Below are 20602 nucleotides of genomic sequence, written 5' to 3'. Positions count from 1 at the left end.
GAAAAGGATACAAAGGCAAAAACAGTTTTAGGGTGATACAAAAGGAGAAAAAAGATGGCAGATTTAAAAGGAACAAAGACAGAAGCTAACTTACAGGCAGCATTTGCAGGAGAGTCACAGGCACGAAACAAATATACGTACTATGCTTCCAAAGCGCGTAAAGACGGATATGTGCAGATTGCCAATATATTTGAAGAGACGGCGGCCAATGAAAAGGAACATGCAAAGATGTGGTACAAGCTGCTGCATGACGGTATCGGTTCCACAATCGACAATCTGAAGGCAGCAGCAGAGGGCGAGAATTTTGAGTGGACAGATATGTATGCCGGGTTTGCGAAAGAAGCGAGAGAAGAGGGATTTGAGGAGATCGCCGTTTTGTTCGAAGGAGTGGCAGCGATCGAGAAAGAGCATGAGGAACGGTATCGGAAACTGCTCGCCAATATAGAAGGAGATCTGGTGTTCTCCAGGGACGGTGATGTCGTATGGCAGTGCACAAACTGCGGCCATATCTGTGTCGGGAAGAAAGCGCCGGAAGTTTGTCCGGTATGTGCACATCCTCAGGCGTATTTCCAGGTGAAGGCGGACAATTATTAAAGACAGACGCCGCCGCTGACAGTGGCGGCGAGGAGGATCTATGGCAAAATATAAATGCAGTGTGTGTGGCTACCTATATGATGAAGAGAAAGAAGGAAAGCCTTTTGCTGAATTGGAACAGTGTCCGATCTGCGGACAGGCAGCAGCCGTATTTGAAGAACAGAAAGAGATAACGATCCAGACAAATGAATATCGTTATATGAAAGAAATACAGCAGATGGCGGCTACCGGCAAACCTGTCATTGAGGCGATGGGCACGAAGATGAAAATGCCGGACTGGGATGACATTGTGATTCTCGGGGCACAGCTCAATCCTCCTCCGCTGGAGGAACATGCGCCGGTGGATTCAGTGACTGTGATCGGAAGACATGCGAAAAAACCAATGGTGCTGTCGGGTCCGGTGTACATTTCCCATATGTCGTTTGGTGCGTTGTCAAAAGAAGTGAAAACAGCCCTGGCAAAGGGCAGCACCATGGCGGGAACCGCCATTTGCAGCGGCGAGGGAGGCATCCTTCCGGAGGAACGAGACGCAGCTGCAAAGTACATATTTGAGTATGTGCCGAATCTGTACAGTGTGACGCCGGATAATCTGAAGAATGCGGACGCCATTGAGATCAAGATCGGCCAGGGAACAAAGCCCGGCATGGGAGGTCATCTGCCAGGCGAAAAGGTCACACCGGAGATTGCAAAGATCAGGAACAAACCGTTGGGTCAGGATATTATCAGTCCGTCTAAATTTCCGGACATCAATACAAAAGAAGATTTGAAAGACCTGGTGGATCAGCTTCGGTTTGCTTCTGACGGCAGGCCAATCGGTATTAAGATAGCGGCAGGAAAGATTGAGAAAGATCTGGAATATTGTGTATTTGCGCAGCCGGATTTCATTACGATCGACGGACGGGGTGGCGCCACGGGTGCAAGTCCGCGTCTTGTCCGCGATGCGACGAGTGTACCGACCGTATATGCCCTGCACCGCGCCAGAAAATATCTTGACAGTGTGGGAAGCGACATCAGTCTTGTGATCACAGGCGGTCTGCGGGTGTCATCAGATTTTGCCAAAGCATTGGCGATGGGAGCGGATGCGGTAGCGATTGCCAGTGCAGCGATGGTGGCGGCAGCCTGCAGACAATATCGCATTTGCGGCAGCGGAAAGTGCCCGGTAGGCGTGGCAACGCAGGACCCGGCGCTCCGTGAAAGATTAAAGGTGGATGCCTGTGCACAGAGGGTTGCTAACTTTTTGAACTGTTCTTTTGAGGAACTGAAGACATTTGCGAGAATCACGGGACATGAACGGCTGCATGATCTGAATCTGGAAGATCTGGCAACGATCAGCAGAGAAATTTCAGAGTATACGGACATTGTACACGTCTGAGATGTGATATGTTGTGAACTGTAGATGTAAACAGTTTAGCACGAAGAAAGCAGTTGTATATGGAAAGTGATGAAGAATGCAATGCTATGAAGTGGTTAAGGGGGAACAAAATTCCCCCATTGCATTAAAAATACCAATGTGTAATTTTGAAAAATTCAATATCAGGGATTGACAGAACAGAAGAAATGAGTTTTCACCGTACATCTTGTTACGGCTTGCTCGTTTCTTTTTTTATTGCCAGAATATCATACAGATATTTCCTTTCATTTTCAGCATGGTTAAATAAAAGAGATTTATTCATAAATTTTGGGAAAAATGAGACGAATATTTGTGAATTGACCAAAAAAGGGAAAATAATGTCGTTTTATGCAGAAAAGGTTGTGATTGTGGCAAAAATAGGGATAATGGAAATTGTCATTGATTTCACAGAACGGAAAAAAGAAAATATTGCTGATCAAATGGAGGAGATATTATGAAAAAGAGCGTATTAAAAAAGATGTTTGCGTTGTCTGTGCTTATGTCTGTTGGTATTCTGTTGACTGGCTGCTCTGGTACAGCAGCAGGACCTTTGGAGAGTACACCGACGGGAAGCAGCACAGACGCGATGCAGGGGAGTGCCTCGAGTGCAGGAGGGGCGGAATCCGGAACAAACCATATCAGTGATAAGTTGTCCGATAAATTGGTAATTGATGCGGAGATAGTTTTGCCGAAAGAGCAGGTATATAGCGTGTATGCGTTGACAAAGCAAGCGTTTCCGAGAGAAGATTTAGATGTTTTTTTCGGAGCGTCGGAAGCAGTCGTAACGGTTCACCCGGAATGGGTGGGGGCATATTCTGCAAAAACGGAAGAGGGCGGATACTTTAGTACGGATCCCTATGGAAATTTTACATATGCCAAGGACGAGGAAAGGGACAACTACATCGTATATTTGGTGGAATCCGCATATTATAATGCTGGCAGTTGTTCTTTCCAGAAGGAAGAAATACCGGATTTGTCCTTCCTAAACGCAGACAATGCCATTCAGATGGGTAAGGAAAAGATTAAGGAACTGACCGGACAGGATTCAGAGGTTCTTGTTGCTTATGCTCTGAACCGGGAAATACTGACAGAGTTGGAGGAGGAGTATAGGCAGACTAAGAAATACCAGGAAGATGCACAGAGAGGAAAAGAAACTACGGTCGATGGCTGGTCGGACGCAGATGAGATATACTATATGGAGTATGAACTGACGAAGGATGGTCTGCCAATTTATAGCGGCATCAATGAGCCGGGCATATCCATGGCAGTGGAAACCTTTTGGACGGCTGAAACCCGAATCACTATGTTGCTTGATAAGGATGGGATTCGCTATATAGTCAGTAGGGGTGGAATTTTTGATGTCAGCCCGGAAGCAGAGGCGCAGACGATTATCTCAGCGGAGGCCGCACTGGAAGCGGTAGAGGAAATTTATATAAATACCATATTGAGCTCGCAGATTACAATCTCCCGGATATGGCTGGAATATGTCGTTGTACCGGACTGGGAAGAGAAGGAACAGTATAAGCTGGTGCCTTATTGGTGTGTGCAGATAGATTCGCCTTCGGGAAACAGCAGTGCGGAGCGGATCAATGCGATAACGGGAGGTAATCTATCCTATGGAGAATAAAAGGGCATTGCCTCGTCTGCCTAGTGCTGCTTATGATAGCAGGAAAGAAGAAATACTGCATGTCCAAAGTGCTTACGACGTTCCTGCCGGGAGCTCCTTCGGTATCGGCAGGTGGGATTACTTTTATCCTCCCAATACTTCTCTGAGATAAGAAGCGCATATTGTGTAAGTGATACGTTCATCTGTGCGTTCCTGCGCATAAAAATACGGCAGACAGGTAATTAATTCCCGTCCGCCGTATTTGTTTTATCTTGTTATTGATTCAGTTTTTTACTCTGTTTCCCGGATCGCTTTGCGTACCGGAAGAATACATCCCGGTGATACGGAAAGCTCGTCGAGTCCCATCTTGAGGAATGTTTCTGTCAATGCAAGATCGGCGCCAAGTTCACCGCAGATACCCGCCCAGATGCCCGCTTTGTGAGCGTTGTCTGCTACCATCTGGATAAAGCGAAGCACAGCCGGATGGTGAGCATCATAAAATACGTCAAGTTTTGCGTTCTGACGATCAATGGCCAGTGTATACTGGGTCAGATCATTCGTGCCGATACTGAAGAAATCTACTTCTTTTGCCAGCTCATCGCTCATGAGAGCCGCCGCCGGTGTCTCGATCATAATCCCTTCTTCCACATGCCCTAAAGTAAAGCCTTCTGCGATCAGCTCTTCTCTCACTGATTTGGAGATTTCTTTAATCTGGCGAACTTCTTTTACGGAAATGATCATCGGATACATGATCGCGAGATTTCCATATGCGCTTGCGCGGAAGAGAGCACGAAGCTGCGTGCGGAAAATCTCAGGCTGAGTAAGGCAGATACGGATCGCGCGATAGCCAAGAGCCGGGTTGTCCTCTTTGTCTAAGTGGAAGTAATCGACCTGTTTGTCAGCGCCGATGTCGAGTGTACGGATAATAACTTTTCTGCCGCCCATCGTTTCCACAACTTTTTTGTATGCCTGGAACTGTTCCTCCTCGGTAGGATAATTGTCGGACTCCAGATACAGGAATTCACTGCGGAACAGCCCAATGCCGCCGGCATCATTTTCCAGTACGGATACAAGATCGCCCGGATTACCAATATTGGCATACAGCTTGATCTTTTTTCCTGATTTTGTGACGTTTTCTTTTCCCTTTAGTGTTTGAAGCAGCTGTTTCTGCTGATCATCCTCTGACTTCTTCTTGAAATAGCCTTCCAAAGTATCCATATCGGGATCAATCAGGAATTTGCCTTCATAACCGTCAACAACACCGATCTTGCCATCCCATGACGAATCGATGTCCACACCTACCAGCGCAGGGATTCCCATTGTTCTGGCAAGAATGGCAGTGTGAGAGTTGGCGGAACCGAGCCGGGTAACAAATGCCAGCAACTTGCTTTTATCCATCTGTACCGTTTCGCTGGGAGCCAGATCCTCGGCAACGATGATTACCGGCTCGTCGCCGATGTCATTGTCTTCCGTGCCACCGCATAAAATAGTAACGACACGTTCCGTAATATCTTTGACATCTGCGGAACGGGCTTTGAAATACTCATCATCCATATTAGCAAACATCTCTGCGAAATTATCACCGGTAATTGCTGCGGCGTATTCCGCATTGACACTCTGTGTCGTAATGATGTTATGTATGGATTCATTGTAATCATCATCCTCTAACATCATAGCGTGTACGTTAAAGATTTCTGCGTTCGCCTCGCCGACTTCCACGAGTGCCTTTTCATACAGTGCATTCAACTGCTCAATAGCAGTCTCTTTCGCTGACTCGTATCGTTTGATCTCATCATCAGGGTTTTCGATTTTGATACGGGCGACTTTGTTTTCTGACTTGACATGGAATTTGATTTTACCAATGGCGATGCCATTAAAAATCTTCTTTCCTGTTCTTTCTTCCATTCTGTTCCTCCCTACAGGTTAGCTTTAAAGAACGCTTCCATTTTTGCAGCGTTTGCCGCTTCATCGCCACCTTCGATCGTCACGGTAACAGTATCCCCCTGTTTTACGCCAAGTCCCATAAGAGCCATCAGCTTTTTTGCCTCTGCACTTTTTCCGTTCTTGGTGATGGTAATCACAGAGTCATACTGTTTTGCCTCTTTTGCCAGATTTCCTGCCGGTCTTGCGTGGATACCTACAGGATCTGTAACTGTGTACTCGAATGATTTCATAAGTTTCTCTCCTTTACATAATATAATTTTTTGCATGTATCATTATTGTCAGTGATCTCCCTGACCATAATAAGCGTTTGGTCCATGCTTGCGCATAAAATGTTTGTCCAGAATGCAGGACGGGGCCGGTTCTGCTTTGGGGTTGATCAGCTCGGTGAACATATCCATTTTTGCGACTTCTTCCAGAACGACAGAGTGGTAAACAGCCTGTGCGGCATCTTTTCCCCAACTGAAAGGACCATGGTTGTGGCAAATGACGCCGGGTACATGCACCGGATTGATGCCTCTTTGATGAAATGTTTCCACGATCACATTTCCGGTGTTGGATTCATAGTCTTCTTTGATTTCTTCCGGAGTCAGATTGCGCGCACAAGGTACCGGACCATAGAAGTAATCCGCATGAGTCGTGCCATATGCGGGAATATCACGGCCGGCCTGTGCCCATGCAACCGCATGAGGACTGTGTGTATGGACAATACCGCCGATCTCGGGAAAAGCGTTGTAGAGAATACGGTGAGTCTTCGTGTCGGAAGAGGGGTTGAGTTTTCCTTCGACTTTATTGCCCTGCAGGTCCATGACGACCATATCTTCCGGCGTGAGATCTTCATATTCAACACCGGAAGGTTTAATAACAAAGAGTCCCTTTTCCCGGTCGATTCCGCTTACATTTCCCCATGTATATGTGACGAGGCCCCTGCGCGGCAGTTCCATGTTTGCATCATATACTATTTTTTTCAGTTCTTCCAGCATCATGAATACCTCCTAGTTTGTAATGGTATACAGAGCAACTTCGTTGATCTCACGATTCGTTGCCACGATTACGTCATTTCCGGCTTTGTTGACAAAATGCAGCGCGTTTGCGCACCCTGTGTTTTCATCAATCGATTCGGTGCGATAGGTTCCTGCCTGTGCGTCCCAGGTGATGGCTATGGTATTTTTGGTTCCCTTACGCCATCCCACAATCCATGTCGGCCTGCCGAGAAGTTCACATGCCCAGGTAGCGTGAATCATCTCAGTTTCCGATTCAGGCCGGTCATATTTCCATTGGGGAACATAGTTATTATGCTCATCTAAATGATAAATAGTCAGGGAAGAACCATGAAAAGGACCAATGCAGCCAAGTTCCGCTTTTCCGTCCCCGTCGAAATCCAGAAGAACGGCATCACTGCAGGGAACGCTGCTGATCTGTGTCACCGCCCAGTCCGCACCGGGAACAGCCGGCGGATCAAAGAGAAAGGCACCTTCTTCACAGCCAACAAGAGCGGCATCGTGCCCGCCGTGCTTTACAAGGGAATATCCGTGATTTTTTAACATGCCATCTTTGATAAGAGTCAATCTCAGTGGATGCTCATTATCAAAAGCGGACAGGTCGGATGGCAATGGTGCGCCATAACAGGCACCCTTAAAACGCCAGTCATTTTTATATTCATGCCCGGTCTTCAGGCAACAGACGATCAGATAATTGATTCCGCCACGCTTTAAAATACCAAAGCGATGGACAAAAGGAGCGCTGCACAAAGTGCGTATTTCCCAGTCATTTTTTGCCCTGGGAGTAGCGATCACGATTCTGGCCTCCAGAGAATCATTGGGAGAATAAAATTTATGTGTGGCGAGAAACTGGCCGTCAGAGCCGGGAACCTGGGCCATTGTCATAACCCCGCCGGGCTGTGTCCACACGGTTTCAAGCTGTGTCCCGTCTTCTGCAAAAAGATAGCAGGGGTCCTGCTTTTCTGCGGCTACGAGAAAACAATGTTCTCCCTGATAAGTAAGCTGCGCAATGGAATAACATTTGTTAAGATCGGAAATGACTTTTTTTTCAATTTTCATTCAATTCTCCTTATACTATAGAATAACAGAGCTACTGTTGTTTGTCCAGAATAACGCGCATGTTGCTGCATGCAAATTTAATATCATTCATCCAGTCAGTCCGGCCCACATCCCACATTTCCGTGACAAAACGACGAATGCCAAGATCCCAGGCTTTTCTGATAATCGCTTCAAAATCTACATGTCCGGTGAGAAAAGGAATTTCTCTGAATTTTCCGGGGACGGTTTCTTTTAAATGGAGGGCAAAAATGTGGCCGCGTCCGGTCTCCAGATCGTCTAAGACGCTGGAATGATAACTGACGGCGGCGTTGGTCAGATTGCCGGAATCGGGATAAATACCCAGATAGGGATTATTAATAATTTTTACATACTTCATGGCCTTTTCCGTCGTATTCATGAACTCTGTCTCCATAGTCTCAAACCCCATAACGATCCCTTTTTCCGCTGCCATCAATGTAGCTTTTTCCAGATTCTCGCGAAACAGACGCTCGCTCTCTTCGGTCCGGGGTTCATAATAGACATCATATCCGGCCAGTTGGATGATGCGGATGCCAAGATCATCGGCCAACTGGATTGCCTTTTCCATGATCTCCATACTGCGTCTGCGAATATCGGGGTCAGGATCTCCAAAGGCATATTTGCGGTGGCCGGACAGGCACATGCTGCGCAGCGGAACGCCTACTTCCTGCATGGTCCTGACAAGTTCCGACCGCTGTGAACTGCTCCAGTCCAATCTTGCCAGCTTTTCGTCGGTCTCATCAATACTGATTTCGACAAAGTCATAGCCGCATTCTTTGGCACATTCCAGCTTTTCTTTCCAGTTCATTGTTTTGGGCATGGCTTTTTCATATAAGCCAATCAAATAAGCTCTCATGTACAACCTTCCTTTCGTGTTTAGTATATGAAATATGGCGCAGTCGCATTCTGAAAAACAAACATGAACGAACATTTATACGAACATAAAATTCGTCATAAAAGAAAATAAAACATTTTCTGAAAAAATAAAAATGCGCACATATTTTTTGATAAAGTTGATTATAATAGCTAAATTAGACATTTTCAACTGAAAAAAGGATGATTTTTATGGCGTTATCTATTTTTGTGAAAAATGTTACAATTTAAAATTCGTTATATTAACTATAAAAACGCACATAAAAATAAAAATAAAAGATTAAAAACAAAATTAATACAAGAAAATGTCGAAAAATAAAGAAAAATGAGATTTCAAAAGAAATGTATGAATTGCACAAATAATGAAAGAATATGTAGAAATTTATAAAATAACAAACATAAAAACGAACAAATATCTATTGCAATTTGAAATGAGATAGGATATATTTAGTAAAACTGAAAAGAAATGCCAATTAAAGGAGGAAAAATATGAGCAAAGTTTCTGAAATGACCCGGGAAAGCTGGATTATGAGCACGTTCCCGGAGTGGGGTACGTGGCTGGTAGAGGACATCGAGAAAGAGACTGTTGCCGCAGGCAATGTGGCAATGTGGTGGCTTGGGTGCACGGGCGTATGGTTTAAGACACCGGCCGGGGCGAATATCACGATTGATCTCTGGTGTGGCAACGGCAAGCGTACTCATGGCGATGGTAAGATGAAGGTAGGACATCAGATGGCGAATATGTGCGGTGGCCGGGCGATGCAGCCGAATCTGCGCAATGTCCCGTTTGTCATCGATCCGTTTGCCTTCCGGCAGGTGGACGCCGTACTGGCCACACATTATCATCAGGATCATATGTCAGCCGAATGGGCGGCGCATGTATTGCAGAGCGGGATGAAGACGATCGATGAAAACGGTAAAGAGATTCCGGTACCGTTTATCGGACCGAAAAAATCAGTGGAGACATGGGTGAAGTGGGGGGTTCCTGAAGACCGCTGCATCACGGTAAAGCCGGGGGACACAGTGAAAATTAAAGATATTGAGATTGTGGCGCTCGACAGTTTTGACCGCACCTGCATTGTGACGACGGATTCCACAGGTCCTGACCGTGAAGAACTGACCGGCGTCTGTCCTACCGATATGGATGATAAGGCAGTTAATTATCTCGTGAAAACGCCGGGCGGCAATATTTATCATTCGGGAGATTCTCATTTCTCTATCTATTTTGCGAAACACGGCAAAGATTATGACATTGATGTGGCTTTCGGTTCTTTCGGAGAAAATCCGGTCGGTATGCAGGATAAGATGACATCGACTGACATTCTGCGCATGGCTGAGAACTTGAAATGTAAAGTGGTCGTTCCCATTCACTGGGATGTTTGGACAAACTTCCAGGCGGACTGTGAGGAGATCAGGCTCTTATATGATTTCAAGAAAGACCGCAACGAATATCAGTTCCACCCGTTCTTCTGGCAGGTAGGTGGAAAGTATGTATATCCTCAGGATAAAGACAAGCTGTATTATCATCACCAGAGAGGTTTTGAGGATTGTTTCGAAGCACCGCAGAACATTCCATACAGATCCTGCCTGTAAATAAAAGGAGGAGATAAGGCTTATGGCTACCGTGTTACAGACGATTGTGGAAAAGAAACATTATCGGTTTATCAATGGCGAAGGAGTGGACTGGAAAGAGGCGATCCGCCTGAGCGCCGAATCTCTTGTGGAAGATGGAAGTGTGGATGCGGACTATTATAAACAGATTGTAGCCTGCATTGAGAAATATGGCCCGTATGTCGTGTTTGAACATCATGTGGCCATGCCACATACAACAGAAAATGCAGTCGGAGCGAACAGGACAGGCATCGGCTTTATGGTGTCTGAAAAAATGATCGACTTCGGTGAGGATGAGGATGGAGAGAAAAAGGAGGCCAACCTGTTTTTCACACTCTCCGCGGCCAATCCGGATGAACACATGGATAATATTCAGCAGTTATCGGCTATTTTTATGAATGACAAACTTCTGGATGCGCTGGCTGTGGCCAGAACGCCGGAAGACATACTGGACGCCGAGAAAAAATACCCATGTGAAGAAGATTGATAGCTCCGGCTATCAGGTGAAAAAGGAGGAGGATTATGGTAGTATTAGATATATTGAATGCGATTTGGACTTTTTTTGCCACCTATATTTTGCAGAAAGCGCCTTATATGGTTGGGTTTCTGACTCTGCTTGGCTATTGCCTGATGGGGAAGAAGTGGTACGATACGGTGGCCGGGACACTGAAGGCGATTATCGGTATGCTGATTCTCAATGCCGGGTCCGGCGGCCTGACAAGCACATTCCGCCCGATACTGGCGGGACTCAAGGATCGTTTTAACCTTACGGCGTGTGTGATTGATCCGTATTATGGACAGAATGCGGTGACAGCCGGTGTGGAAGAAGTGTTTGGCAAGGGCTTTTCGCAGGCGATGACATTGCTGCTCATCGCGTTTATTGTCAATATTTTGCTCGTGCGTTTTAATAAGATAACAAAATGTCGTACCCTGTTTACGACAGGCCACGTACAGGTGCAGCAGGCAGCGACCGCATATTGGCTGATTATGTTTGCGCTGCCGGGACTTTTACAGAACAATATCGCTCTGATGATCGTGATGTCGGTCATTCTTGGCGCGTATTGGGCGGTAGGTTCCAACCTGACTGTAAAGCCGATGCAGGAATTGAGTGAGGGCGCCGGTTTTGCAATCGCTCATCAGCAGATGTTCGGAATCCGGCTGGCATATTTCCTGTCAGATAAATTGTTCGGGGAAAAGGACGGAAAGCGTAAAATCAAAAAAGTCGGGGAGATGGAGATGCCTGGTTTCTTCTCGATTTTCAATGAAAACATGGTCTGCACCGCTATTTTGATGACGGTATTTTTCGGAATCATTATGGCGATCATTGGGAAACCTTTCTTTGTAGAATCAGGTGCGACAACAGAAGGCGAGAACTTTGTATTTTATTGCTTCAATACGTCGCTGAACTTTGCAGTCTATCTGGCAGTTTTACAGCTCGGTGTGCGGACGTTCGTGACGGAGCTGACAGCGTCCTTCCAGGGGATTGCGGACAAACTGCTTCCGGACTCTATTCCGGGTGTGGATTGCGCGGTCTGCTTTGGCTTTGGTGATTCCAATGCAGTTACCTTTGGTTTTCTGGCAGGTCTCGTGGGGCAGATTATCGCGATCATCGTTCTGATCGTCATCGGTTCTCCGACGATCATTATCTGTGGGTTTGTGCCGGTATTTTTTGACAATGCGACGATGGGGCTTGTGGCAAATGAGAAGGGTGGCCTGAAAGCCTGCCTGACGATTCCGTTTTTTGCCGGTATGATCCAGGTGTTCGGAGCTGCGCTTATTGCCGGCTGGGTAGGTCTGGCTTCTTATGGCGGGTACCTGGGCATGTTTGACTGGGATACGGTATGGCCGGCATTTACGGTAATCATGCGTTACCTTGGCTATATCGGCGTTGCGATCGTTGTTATCGTACTGCTTGCGATTCCGCAGATCGAATACCGTATGGACCCGGAAGGTTATTTCCTGATCACAGAAAATTACGAAGCATACGCGGAGCGCAAGGCGAAACAATCAGTAGAGGGTTGAAAATAAAAATATTAAATTTAAAATTAATTAATAAATGAAAGGAAACGGGTGTTATGGCAAAATTAGACGGAAAAAAGATTTTAGCTTGCTGCGCGAACGGTGCGGGTTCTTCACTGATGATGGAGAATGCGATCAAGAAGGTACTGACAAAATATGGGATCAAACCGGCGGAGCTTCGTCATTGTCCGGTGTCGGAAGGAAAGACAGCATCCCGCAGTTATGATGTCGTTTTCTGTGCGCGTACATTCGCAAAGACATTCGACGGTGTGGAGAAAAACGGTACTGTGTTGATTCCTCTGAAAAATGTCATGTCTGCGCCGGAGATCGAAAGTGGTTTGAAAGAAGCCGGATTATTGGACTAGTTACACAATCGTTACTTATCACAGATGATAAGTCAAAATCAGGATGAGGAGAACCGGACCCGGTGATATATGAGATATATTCCGGGCCCGGTTTTTGCCATTGCTTTTTGATTGACGCAAATAGGAGTTTGAGATAATATGATAAAAACGGTAGTTTTTGATATAGACAATACGCTCTATAGTTATGATAAGGCACATACAGCGGCATTTGCAAAATTGACGGAATATGCGGAGCGTGAGCTGGGACTGTCTGCGGAAGAATTTTCCGGACTGCACAGAGAAACAGGAGCGGAACTGAAAGAGAGGATGGGAGAGGTGGCGGCGGTGCATAACCGCACCATACGCTATCAGAACATGCTCGAGCGCAGAGGTCTGCCATTGCACCCGCATGTGCTGGAGATGAGTCATATTTACTGGGATACGCTGATCGAAAAGGCAGAAGTGTCTGCGGGAGCTCCGGAAGCGATGCGAGGACTCAGGCAGAGAGGAGTACGGATCGGCATCGGCACAGACATGACTGCGTTCACACAGTTTCGTAAACTGGAAAAACTGGGGCTGCTCTCTGATATTGATTTTATGGTGTCCAGTGAAGAGGTGGGCGCCGAAAAACCTGATCCGGTTTTCTTTGCGCAGTGTGTAGACAAAGCGGGATGCGGAAAAGAAGAATGCCTGTTTGTCGGAGACAATCTGGAAAAAGATGTGCTTGGCGCCGAAAAGGCCGGGCTGCAGGCTGTCTGGTATCGACCGCAGGGATATGAGGCGGGGGCATGTGTCAGACAGATTCATCATTTTTTGGAGATATTAGACATCATTTCAGAATGATGATAATGATAATTTAGGAAGCGATATTAAAGGAGATCATGATTATGAAGAACAATCGAAAAGCTGTCGATGAACGTCAGTTGCGGATCCTGAATCTGGTTCGTGAACGCGGTGAAGTCAAAGTGGAGGAACTCGCAAAGACGTTTCAGATCTCTCTGATGACCGTGCGGCGCGATCTGCAGCTTTTGGAGCAGGAGAAGCTGCTTTCACGGGTTCACGGAGGAGCGGTTTCGATTGAGAAAGCTCACGCGATGATCTCTCAGGACGAAAAGATCGCCATGTGCAGAGACAAAATATCCGAGTATGCTTCCCGCTTTATTGATGACGGGGACACGCTGTTTATCAATGGCAGCCGGACTGCTCTGAACATGCTGCGATTTGTAGTGGGTAAAAAGGTATCTGTATACACAAATAACTGCTGGGGGATCGGTGCGAAATATCCGGAGGATGTGACAATCCGCTTTACCGGGGGAGAAGTGCGCAGCAATGTGATGGTAGGAGAATATGTGATGCGCAATCTCCTGTCGATGACCGCAGACAAAACGTTCCTTGGCTGTGCGGCAGTCTATGAAGACGGGGAATTCAGGTATGATATTCCTACGGAAATCGGCATTAATGAGGCGATGATAAGCCGTACGAGCAAGGAACTGTATATACTGGCGGATCACACGAAGATCCAGAAACGGGAAACTTTGGAAAATACGTATGGAAGCTGCGCCTATGACTGTCCATGCACGCTGATTACCGATGATAATGCCAGTATGATCGTTGTTGAGAAACTCCGGCGGTATGGGATTAAGGTTATTCTTGTCCCCACCAAATAGATATGGAGGAAAATATGACAGATTTGTCACAACTGTTCTTATATATACCGGGCATCGTTATTTTTCTTGTCGGGTCCGGCCAGGTGAGAAAGCGGAACAGAACACGTAAAAGTGGAAACTCTGCGGAGAATGGAGATGAAGTTTTATTCCATCCCTGGATGATGATGGTGGAAGGGGCGCTGCTGATCATTCTTGCACTTGAGCAGAATCTTGGAAGACAGGTGCAGGCAATGTTTTGTCTGGCGCTTGTACTGGCCGGGGCCGGAGTGAGCCTGATTGCAGACTATGTGTCGTTAAAGAGACGGAATTTGCAAGTGATCGATGCGGAGATTGTTGCCATTGATTCGCGTCAGCTTTCTCAGGAGACGAAAATCATCAGAGGAGCAAAGTTTACATACTATCCGATAGTTAAATATAGATTAAATAATGTAGAAAAAACACGAAAATGTAACATTAATTCCAGTGGACAGCACACGTTTCGGACCGGGGAACATATGAACCTGTATTATGACCCGCAATCTGGCGCCGTACTCGAAAAACATGCGAGAATCGGAGCGGCAGCAGCAGGGGTGATCCTGACAGTTATTGGACTGCTCGCCGGTGCCAGTATTTTACCGGTGCTGTTTTAGGCGGCTGATTGGCTTTATAAGGGATAGGCTGCTTATGCAAGGGCGGGCAGTGTGGCAGGAAAAAGATTCCGTATGTTCAAAATGTCGCAGGTGCGATATGATAATAAAGAAGGAATACCATTTTTTTGTCGGGAAAAAAATAAAACAAGCAGGGAACAACGCATGAAAATAGAATGTCCTGAAAAAGTTAAATTTATCCTTAATAAATTACAACAAGCTGGATATGAAGCATATGCGGTGGGTGGTTGTGTGCGTGACTGTCTGCTCGGCAGAATGCCGGAAGACTGGGATATTACGACATCTGCCAGACCGGAAGAAGTGAAAGCGATTTTTCGACGGACAATTGATACCGGAATCCAACACGGCACAGTGACAGTGATGCTGCAAAAGGAAGGCTTTGAGGTGACGACCTATCGGATTGACGGAGCGTATGAGGACGGCAGGCATCCAACTGAAGTGACGTTTACCGCGAGTCTGAGAGAGGACCTGCGGCGCAGAGATTTCACAATTAATGCCATGGCCTATAATGATATGGACGGATTGGTCGATATTTTCGGAGGGATGGCTGATCTGGACGGACGCATGATCCGCTGTGTCGGAAGCGCCAGGGAACGATTTGAAGAAGATGCGCTGCGGATGATGCGGGCTGTACGTTTTTCTGCGCAGCTTGGGTTTGAGGTGGAACGACAGACTAAGGAAGCAATCAGGGAACTGGCTGGCAATCTGCGAAACGTGAGCGCCGAGCGAATCCAGACAGAGCTTGTGAAGCTGCTGGTTTCCTCTCATCCGGAATACCTGCGCATGGCATATGAGACCGGTATTACGGCGATTGTTTTACCGGAATTTGATGCGGCTATGAAAACGCCGCAAAATCACCGGCATCATAAATATTCGGTAGGCGAGCATATCCTGCACAGTATGGCGGCGATCGAACCTGACAAAATACTGCGGCTGACAATGCTTTTTCATGACCTGGGGAAGCCGTCTGTCCGCACGACAGATGACAGCGGGATGGACCATTTCAAAGGACATGGAGCGGTCGGCACAGAGATTGCAGGGGCGGTGCTTGGCCGGCTGAAGTTTGACAACGATACAAGAGACAAAGTGACAAAGCTCGTACAATATCATGATTATCCCGTGCCGGAGTCAGAAAAAGGAATCCGCAGAGCGGCGAACAGGATCGGGACAGAGCTGATGCCGCTGCTCTTTTTGGTAAAGAGGGCGGATGTGGCGGCGCAGAGCGGTTATCTGGAACAGGAGAAGCTGGAGACACTGACGCATCTGGAAGAGATTTACCGGTACGTACTGGAACAGGGGCAATGTCTCTCTCTGAAGGACCTGGCAGTGGGCGGTCGTGATCTGATTGCCGCCGGTATGAAGCCAGGCAAAGAGATCGGCGATACATTGCAGCGCCTTTTGGACCTTGTATTGGAAGATCCCGAATGTAACACAAAGGAATATCTTTTGACAAAGATTTAGCGCATTTTTCCGAATCATGCCTCATAAGATAGGTAAGGACCAATCTTAGGGGGAATATACGTGAATGACAGAGCTATCAGCGTGCTTTCGGAATATGATTTTGAAGTGATTCGGACATGGAAAGGCAGAGGATCCATTCTTTTTGAGACGCCGGAAGGAATACGGATCTTAAAAGAATATACAGGGTTTACGGATAAACTGATCCTGCAGAATACATTGCTGTCCCATGTCCGGAATATAAGCGGCATTCCGGTGGAAGAGATTCTTCCTAATAAAGAGGGCATGCTGTGGACAAAGGACCAGAGCCAGAATACTTATTTTGTAAAGACCTATTTTGGCGGCCGGGAGTGCAGTGTGCGGGATCATGAAGAATGCAGAGAAGCAATGCGCATTCTCGCCAGGCTGCATAAAGCGATGCGTATGCCTGTGGAGCCGGGAATGTTTGTGTCCGTCTCTCAGATGGATAAAGAATACGAAAAACATAACCGGGAACTGAAAAAAGTCCGCAGATTCCTGCGCGGGAAGAGCCAGAAAAATGATTTTGAGATCTATCTGTTAAAATATTATGACCGCTATATGGAAAAAGCGTTCGAAATAGCGGAAAAATGGCAGTTGTGTCAGAAATCGGATTTTTATGAGAAAATAGCGGCACAGGGGATATGGTGCCATGGGGATTATCAGTACCATAATCTGCTGTTTGAGGAGAACTGCATTCATGTCATTAATTTTGAAAAATGTGTGTGCGACAGTCAGGTCCGGGATCTGTATCTGTTTTTAAGAAAACTGCTGGAGAAAAATAATTGGGGACTTTCGGTCGGCATGGGTCTTCTTGAAGCATATCAGGAGGAAAATCCGCTGGAGAAAGAAGAAATATTGCAGCTTTATTACCGCCTTGCCTATCCGGAGAAATTCTGGAAGATCGTCAATTTTTATTTCAACGCTGGTAAGGCGTGGATTCCCGGGAGAAATATGGAGAAATTTGAAAAGCTGCTTCGACAGGAGAAAGACAAGGAACTGTTTTTGCGTGAGTTGTTGCCCGGGTAACAGGGAAAACGGCGCAGGAAGAAGCGGGGACAGAGGCGAAAGATATAAATTAGGGACAAATGGGAAGGAAAAGCAAAGGATAGAGAAATGAAAAAACGATGGAGTATAATTATGGCACTGTTTGTGCTCAGTTTGCTGGCGCTGTCAGGGTGCGGAAGCGCAGGCGGCGTCAATATTGATTTCCTGAAGGGCGGAACCGGGGAAGCGGCAAAGACGGAAAATGCGGATACGGGCTTTCGTGTCATGGAGCGGGGAGAGTATGATTCCAAGGATACGGCAGTGGTCGTCAAAGTATCCGAAGCAGACCACAAGATCACATTTCTCAACCGGATCGTCAACAAAAATTATACTCTGTACTATGACGGAACAACGGTGATTACAGATAAATATGGGCAGGCGATGTCTGTGGCCCAACTGTCTCCCGGAGACATTGTCGATGTGAATTTTCAGCATATTCCGAAGCGGTGTGTTTCCGTTGCGATCTCGCCGTCCGCGTGGGAGGCGGAGACACCATCGGGATTTGAGATGAATCAGGTGAGAGGACAGCTTACGTTTAACGGAGAAGTGTATACACTGGCAGAACGGATGGTTCTTCTGTCGGAGGGGGAAGAGATCGAGCTGACAGATCTGAACGAAAGAGATGTACTGTCTGTCAAGGGGATTGAAAATACGATCTACAGTATCCAGGTGGAAAAAGGACATGGGTATTTGCGATTGACAGGAACCGAATATTTCGTTGATGGTTTTATCGAAGTCGGACAGAAAATGGTGCAGAAGATTACACAGGATATGATGCTCACCGTACCGGAAGGCGCTTACACTGTCGTTGTGCGCAACGGAATCCATGGAGGCAGCAAAGAGACGGTCGTCTACAGAGACGAAGAAACGGTGCTGGACATTTCTGATCTCAAAGGAGAGGAAGTAAAGACAGGCAATGTGTTTTTCACACTCACGCCGGCGGATGCCAGTGTCTATATCGATGGGGAGAAGATAGACACTTCCACTTATGTGACGCTGGAATACGGGGTGCATCAGATGATCGTCAAGGCGGAAGGGTACGAAACGATCAGCCAATATCTGAAAGTAGGGCAGGAAAATGCCAATCTGAACGTGGAGATGGAAAAGGATGGCGAAGGTGTGGAAAGCGACAAAGAGGACGATGAGGAAGAGATAGACGAAGATATGGGCGACGAAGATCTTGATGAGGAAGATACGGACAACTATGAGGCTTATGAAAATCTGCCGCTGGAGCCCGGTGAAGGCGATACCGGGAGGGAAGAAGAAATACCGGATATGGAGCCGGCGGGAGAGGTAAGCGCAGGAAACGGGACATGGAATGTGAAGGTCAACGCCCCCAGAGATGCTGAGGTGTATGTAGACGGTAACTATGTCGGGCTTGCTCCGGTCAGCTTCCCCAAGAAAGCGGGCAGCCATGTGATTTCTCTGCGCAGGAATGGTTATCAGACAAGAAGCTATACGATACAGGTCGATGAAGAACAAAAGGATATGGAACTTTCTTTTTCTGAGCTTGTCAGGAAAGTCGAGCCTGATTTAAATACATTAGGATTAGGAGACGGAGCATGGACAGACAACATACTTTCACAGAATTTGTACAATTAATCAGAGCGCTTCGTGCTGAAAATGGCTGTCCCTGGGACAGGGAACAGACTCATGAAAGTTTAAAACCGTGTATGACAGAGGAGGCGGCAGAACTACTGGCGGCGATTCGCATTTATGAAAAAACGGGCGATGCGGAAAATATGAGAGAAGAGCTCGGCGATATTTTATTGCAGGCAGTGATGCACAGCGTGATCGCTGAGGAAGAAGGTCTGTTCACGATAGGTGATGTGATAGAGGAAGTGTCGCAAAAGATGATCCGGCGTCACCCGCATGTGTTCGGCACAATTCAGGCGGAAAATGCGGAACAGGCGCTCTCGAGCTGGGAAGCGATCAAGAAAAAAGAAAAAGAGGGCAAGAGCTGGATTGCCTCACCGCTGCGGGAAATCCCGGAGGAGCTTCCGGCGCTTGCAAGAGCCTGTAAAGTTATCAAAAAAGCGGACAAGCTCTATGGTCTGCATGAGCAGGCGGAGACGTTCTGGGAACGCATGGAGTCTGTTTTGGCCAAATTAAAGGCGGCGGATGAGGAAGGCGGACAGAAGTGTGTGGAGGAAATGTTTGCCGATATGCTCTGGCTGCTGTCTGAATTTGCCTACAGAAAGAGGCTGGCGCCGGAGCAGATACTGGCGGATAGAATCGTGGAAAAAGTGGAGTTTTTCGAGCCTGCACATGAATAATTCTTGACAAACAATGGAAATATGTCTATAAATATATATAGGCTTTCCGAGAGGAAACGTCCGGATACACAAACATATAAACTCAATTAAGAGGAGGAGTTCGGAATGAACAAAACAGAATTAATTGCAGCGATTGCTGATCAGGCAGAACTTTCTAAGAAGGATGCAGAAAAAGCATTAAAGGCTTTTACTGATGTTATTTCAGAGGAATTGAAAAAAGGAGAAAAAGTTCAGCTGGTTGGGTTCGGTACATTTGAAGTGTCCGAGAGAGCTGCAAGAGAGGGAAGAAATCCTCAGACCGGAGAAGTGATGAAGATCGAGGCTTCCAAAGCTCCTAAATTCAAAGCCGGTAAAGCATTAAAAGATCTGATTAACGCATAAGATAATTACAGAGGCGAGACCACAATGAGACTTGACAAATATTTGAAGGTGTCCCGTCTGATCAAGCGGCGCACGGTGGCCAACGAGGCATGTGATGCAGGCAGGGTTTTGATCAATGACAAGCCGGCAAAGGCATCTGCCAATGTAAAGGCTGGCGATATTCTGACGATTCAGTTCGGCAACAAAGATGTGAAAGTGGAAGTGCTGAATGTCCAGGAGACAGTGAAGAAAGAAGAGGCAGCGCAGTTGTACCGCTACCTGTAAAACGAATAAGAACAGGACAAAGTCCCCGTTTTCAGACATAAGTCTGAACATTCCGTCATACAATGTATCAGGAATGAAATGGGGGCTTTTTTCATGGAGGATTTGATCAACAACAAGCAAAAACAGCATAAATGTATGCTTACCAATCGAAATATCTGTAATTTGAACGGGGTGGTGGATGTGCTGTCCTTTGATCTGAACGAGATCCTGTTGGAGACAGATCAGGGGATGCTGATGATCAAAGGGAGCGACCTGCATGTAAACCGTTTGAGTCTTGATAAAGGGGAAGTGGATATTGAGGGAAAGGTTGACAGTCTGACCTATTCGGAAAGCGGAGGATATGGGAAGTCAGGGGAATCTTTTTTAGCAAAACTGTTTAAGTAGGTGG

The 20602-nt window shown here is 46.7% G+C and carries 23 protein-coding genes; 18 read left to right on the top strand and 5 right to left on the bottom strand.

All coding sequences use genetic code 11. The features are described from left to right. The first annotated feature begins 54 nt into the window (after positions 1-54). The 4 genes from V1224_15235 to V1224_15220 all read left to right on the top strand — a co-directional run bounded on the left by V1224_15235 (position 55) and on the right by V1224_15220 (position 3611). Complete coding sequence (locus V1224_15235; GenBank protein WWR15803.1) at positions 55-594, top strand: rubrerythrin family protein; 540 nt, start codon at positions 55-57, stop codon at positions 592-594. A gap of 40 nt (positions 595-634) precedes the next feature. Continuing rightward, positions 635-1966, top strand: coding sequence for a glutamate synthase-related protein (locus V1224_15230; protein ID WWR15802.1), 1332 nt, complete (start codon positions 635-637; stop codon positions 1964-1966). Between the two features lie 146 nt (positions 1967-2112). Then, the gene (locus tag V1224_15225; protein ID WWR15801.1) at positions 2113-2442 is read left to right on the top strand and encodes a hypothetical protein; all 330 of its coding nucleotides are present in this window, start codon (positions 2113-2115) and stop codon (positions 2440-2442) included. Continuing rightward, positions 2439-3611: a hypothetical protein gene (locus V1224_15220; GenBank protein WWR15800.1), complete on the top strand. Its 1173-nt coding sequence runs from the start codon at positions 2439-2441 to the stop codon at positions 3609-3611. The genes V1224_15225 and V1224_15220 overlap by 4 nt, the downstream gene beginning before the upstream one ends. A 270-nt stretch (positions 3612-3881) precedes the next feature. Here the strand turns inward: V1224_15220 and ptsP are convergent, their stop codons facing one another. Genes ptsP through V1224_15195 form a run of 5 tightly spaced genes read right to left on the bottom strand, consistent with a single transcriptional unit; the run spans position 3882 to position 8465 of the window. Then, positions 3882-5495 carry a phosphoenolpyruvate--protein phosphotransferase gene (ptsP, locus tag V1224_15215; protein WWR15799.1) on the bottom strand — a complete coding sequence of 538 codons (1614 nt, stop codon included), beginning with the start codon at positions 5493-5495 and terminating at the stop codon, positions 3882-3884. Between the two features lie 11 nt (positions 5496-5506). Then, entirely contained in the window at positions 5507-5764 is a 258-nt protein-coding gene (locus tag V1224_15210) for an HPr family phosphocarrier protein (GenBank protein ID WWR15798.1), read from the bottom strand. 48 nt (positions 5765-5812) lie between these two features. Further along, the gene (locus V1224_15205) at positions 5813-6514 is read right to left on the bottom strand and encodes an L-ribulose-5-phosphate 4-epimerase (protein ID WWR17501.1); all 702 of its coding nucleotides are present in this window, start codon (positions 6512-6514) and stop codon (positions 5813-5815) included. 12 nt (positions 6515-6526) lie between these two features. Beyond that, positions 6527-7591, bottom strand: a complete 1065-nt coding sequence (locus tag V1224_15200) for a hypothetical protein (protein ID WWR15797.1) — start codon at positions 7589-7591, stop codon at positions 6527-6529. Positions 7592-7622: 31 nt separating this feature from the next. Continuing rightward, positions 7623-8465, bottom strand: coding sequence for an L-ribulose-5-phosphate 3-epimerase (locus V1224_15195; protein ID WWR15796.1), 843 nt, complete (start codon positions 8463-8465; stop codon positions 7623-7625). A gap of 506 nt (positions 8466-8971) precedes the next feature. Here V1224_15195 and ulaG point away from each other — a divergent pair. The 14 genes from ulaG (at position 8972) to yabP (ending at position 20598) form a co-directional block, all read left to right on the top strand. Beyond that, entirely contained in the window at positions 8972-10075 is a 1104-nt protein-coding gene (gene ulaG / locus V1224_15190; protein WWR15795.1) for an L-ascorbate 6-phosphate lactonase, read from the top strand. Between the two features lie 22 nt (positions 10076-10097). Then, entirely contained in the window at positions 10098-10580 is a 483-nt protein-coding gene (locus tag V1224_15185) for a PTS sugar transporter subunit IIA (GenBank protein WWR15794.1), read from the top strand. A 35-nt stretch (positions 10581-10615) separates the two neighbouring features. Next, the gene (locus V1224_15180; GenBank protein WWR15793.1) at positions 10616-12115 is read left to right on the top strand and encodes a PTS ascorbate transporter subunit IIC; all 1500 of its coding nucleotides are present in this window, start codon (positions 10616-10618) and stop codon (positions 12113-12115) included. Positions 12116-12168: 53 nt separating this feature from the next. Beyond that, positions 12169-12477 (top strand): PTS sugar transporter subunit IIB, encoded by a 309-nt coding sequence (locus V1224_15175; GenBank protein WWR15792.1) that lies wholly within the window; start codon positions 12169-12171, stop codon positions 12475-12477. Between the two features lie 138 nt (positions 12478-12615). Next, positions 12616-13299, top strand: coding sequence for an HAD family hydrolase (locus V1224_15170; protein ID WWR15791.1), 684 nt, complete (start codon positions 12616-12618; stop codon positions 13297-13299). A 44-nt stretch (positions 13300-13343) separates the two neighbouring features. Then, positions 13344-14123 carry a DeoR/GlpR family DNA-binding transcription regulator gene (locus V1224_15165; GenBank protein WWR15790.1) on the top strand — a complete coding sequence of 260 codons (780 nt, stop codon included), beginning with the start codon at positions 13344-13346 and terminating at the stop codon, positions 14121-14123. 14 nt (positions 14124-14137) lie between these two features. Beyond that, entirely contained in the window at positions 14138-14752 is a 615-nt protein-coding gene (locus V1224_15160; GenBank protein WWR15789.1) for a DUF3592 domain-containing protein, read from the top strand. A gap of 162 nt (positions 14753-14914) precedes the next feature. Further along, entirely contained in the window at positions 14915-16231 is a 1317-nt protein-coding gene (locus tag V1224_15155) for a CCA tRNA nucleotidyltransferase (protein ID WWR15788.1), read from the top strand. A gap of 60 nt (positions 16232-16291) precedes the next feature. Next, positions 16292-17275: a CotS family spore coat protein gene (locus V1224_15150; GenBank protein WWR15787.1), complete on the top strand. Its 984-nt coding sequence runs from the start codon at positions 16292-16294 to the stop codon at positions 17273-17275. 111 nt (positions 17276-17386) lie between these two features. After that, complete coding sequence (locus V1224_15145) at positions 17387-18895, top strand: PEGA domain-containing protein (protein ID WWR15786.1); 1509 nt, start codon at positions 17387-17389, stop codon at positions 18893-18895. Beyond that, a complete protein-coding gene (locus tag V1224_15140; protein WWR15785.1) occupies positions 18856-19569 on the top strand; it encodes a MazG family protein in 714 nt (237 codons plus the stop codon). The genes V1224_15145 and V1224_15140 overlap by 40 nt, the downstream gene beginning before the upstream one ends. 105 nt (positions 19570-19674) lie before the next feature. Next, on the top strand, positions 19675-19950 hold the full coding sequence (locus tag V1224_15135) for an HU family DNA-binding protein (protein WWR15784.1): 276 nt from the start codon (positions 19675-19677) through the stop codon (positions 19948-19950). A 24-nt stretch (positions 19951-19974) separates the two neighbouring features. Continuing rightward, a complete protein-coding gene (locus tag V1224_15130) occupies positions 19975-20214 on the top strand; it encodes an RNA-binding S4 domain-containing protein (GenBank protein ID WWR15783.1) in 240 nt (79 codons plus the stop codon). A gap of 135 nt (positions 20215-20349) precedes the next feature. Beyond that, the gene (yabP, locus tag V1224_15125; protein WWR17500.1) at positions 20350-20598 is read left to right on the top strand and encodes a sporulation protein YabP; all 249 of its coding nucleotides are present in this window, start codon (positions 20350-20352) and stop codon (positions 20596-20598) included. Positions 20599-20602: the final 4 nt, after the last annotated feature.

The sequence above is a fragment of the Lachnospiraceae bacterium JLR.KK008 genome, assembly GCA_037015955.1.
In the GTDB taxonomy this organism is placed as follows: Bacteria; Bacillota; Clostridia; order Lachnospirales; family Lachnospiraceae; genus VSOB01.
The sequence above is the reverse complement of the archived record's forward strand: the minus strand, read 5'-3'. Positions and strand labels throughout refer to the sequence as shown.

Bases quoted from the DNA above. Each gene is read 5' to 3' on its own strand.
- V1224_15235 (WWR15803.1), top strand. From the start codon at position 55: ATGGCAGATTTAAAAGGAACAAAGACAGAAGCTAACTTACAGGCAGCA.
- V1224_15230 (WWR15802.1), top strand. From the start codon at position 635: ATGGCAAAATATAAATGCAGTGTGTGTGGCTACCTATATGATGAAGAG.
- V1224_15220 (WWR15800.1), top strand. From the start codon at position 2,439: ATGAAAAAGAGCGTATTAAAAAAGATGTTTGCGTTGTCTGTGCTTATG.
- ptsP (WWR15799.1), bottom strand. From the start codon at position 5,495: ATGGAAGAAAGAACAGGAAAGAAGATTTTTAATGGCATCGCCATTGGT.
- V1224_15210 (WWR15798.1), bottom strand. From the start codon at position 5,764: ATGAAATCATTCGAGTACACAGTTACAGATCCTGTAGGTATCCACGCA.
- V1224_15205 (WWR17501.1), bottom strand. From the start codon at position 6,514: ATGCTGGAAGAACTGAAAAAAATAGTATATGATGCAAACATGGAACTG.
- V1224_15200 (WWR15797.1), bottom strand. From the start codon at position 7,591: ATGAAAATTGAAAAAAAAGTCATTTCCGATCTTAACAAATGTTATTCC.
- V1224_15195 (WWR15796.1), bottom strand. From the start codon at position 8,465: ATGAGAGCTTATTTGATTGGCTTATATGAAAAAGCCATGCCCAAAACA.
- ulaG (WWR15795.1), top strand. From the start codon at position 8,972: ATGAGCAAAGTTTCTGAAATGACCCGGGAAAGCTGGATTATGAGCACG.
- V1224_15185 (WWR15794.1), top strand. From the start codon at position 10,098: ATGGCTACCGTGTTACAGACGATTGTGGAAAAGAAACATTATCGGTTT.
- V1224_15180 (WWR15793.1), top strand. From the start codon at position 10,616: ATGGTAGTATTAGATATATTGAATGCGATTTGGACTTTTTTTGCCACC.
- V1224_15175 (WWR15792.1), top strand. From the start codon at position 12,169: ATGGCAAAATTAGACGGAAAAAAGATTTTAGCTTGCTGCGCGAACGGT.
- V1224_15170 (WWR15791.1), top strand. From the start codon at position 12,616: ATGATAAAAACGGTAGTTTTTGATATAGACAATACGCTCTATAGTTAT.
- V1224_15165 (WWR15790.1), top strand. From the start codon at position 13,344: ATGAAGAACAATCGAAAAGCTGTCGATGAACGTCAGTTGCGGATCCTG.
- V1224_15160 (WWR15789.1), top strand. From the start codon at position 14,138: ATGACAGATTTGTCACAACTGTTCTTATATATACCGGGCATCGTTATT.
- V1224_15155 (WWR15788.1), top strand. From the start codon at position 14,915: ATGAAAATAGAATGTCCTGAAAAAGTTAAATTTATCCTTAATAAATTA.
- V1224_15145 (WWR15786.1), top strand. From the start codon at position 17,387: ATGGCACTGTTTGTGCTCAGTTTGCTGGCGCTGTCAGGGTGCGGAAGC.
- V1224_15140 (WWR15785.1), top strand. From the start codon at position 18,856: ATGGACAGACAACATACTTTCACAGAATTTGTACAATTAATCAGAGCG.
- V1224_15135 (WWR15784.1), top strand. From the start codon at position 19,675: ATGAACAAAACAGAATTAATTGCAGCGATTGCTGATCAGGCAGAACTT.
- V1224_15130 (WWR15783.1), top strand. From the start codon at position 19,975: ATGAGACTTGACAAATATTTGAAGGTGTCCCGTCTGATCAAGCGGCGC.
- yabP (WWR17500.1), top strand. From the start codon at position 20,350: ATGCTTACCAATCGAAATATCTGTAATTTGAACGGGGTGGTGGATGTG.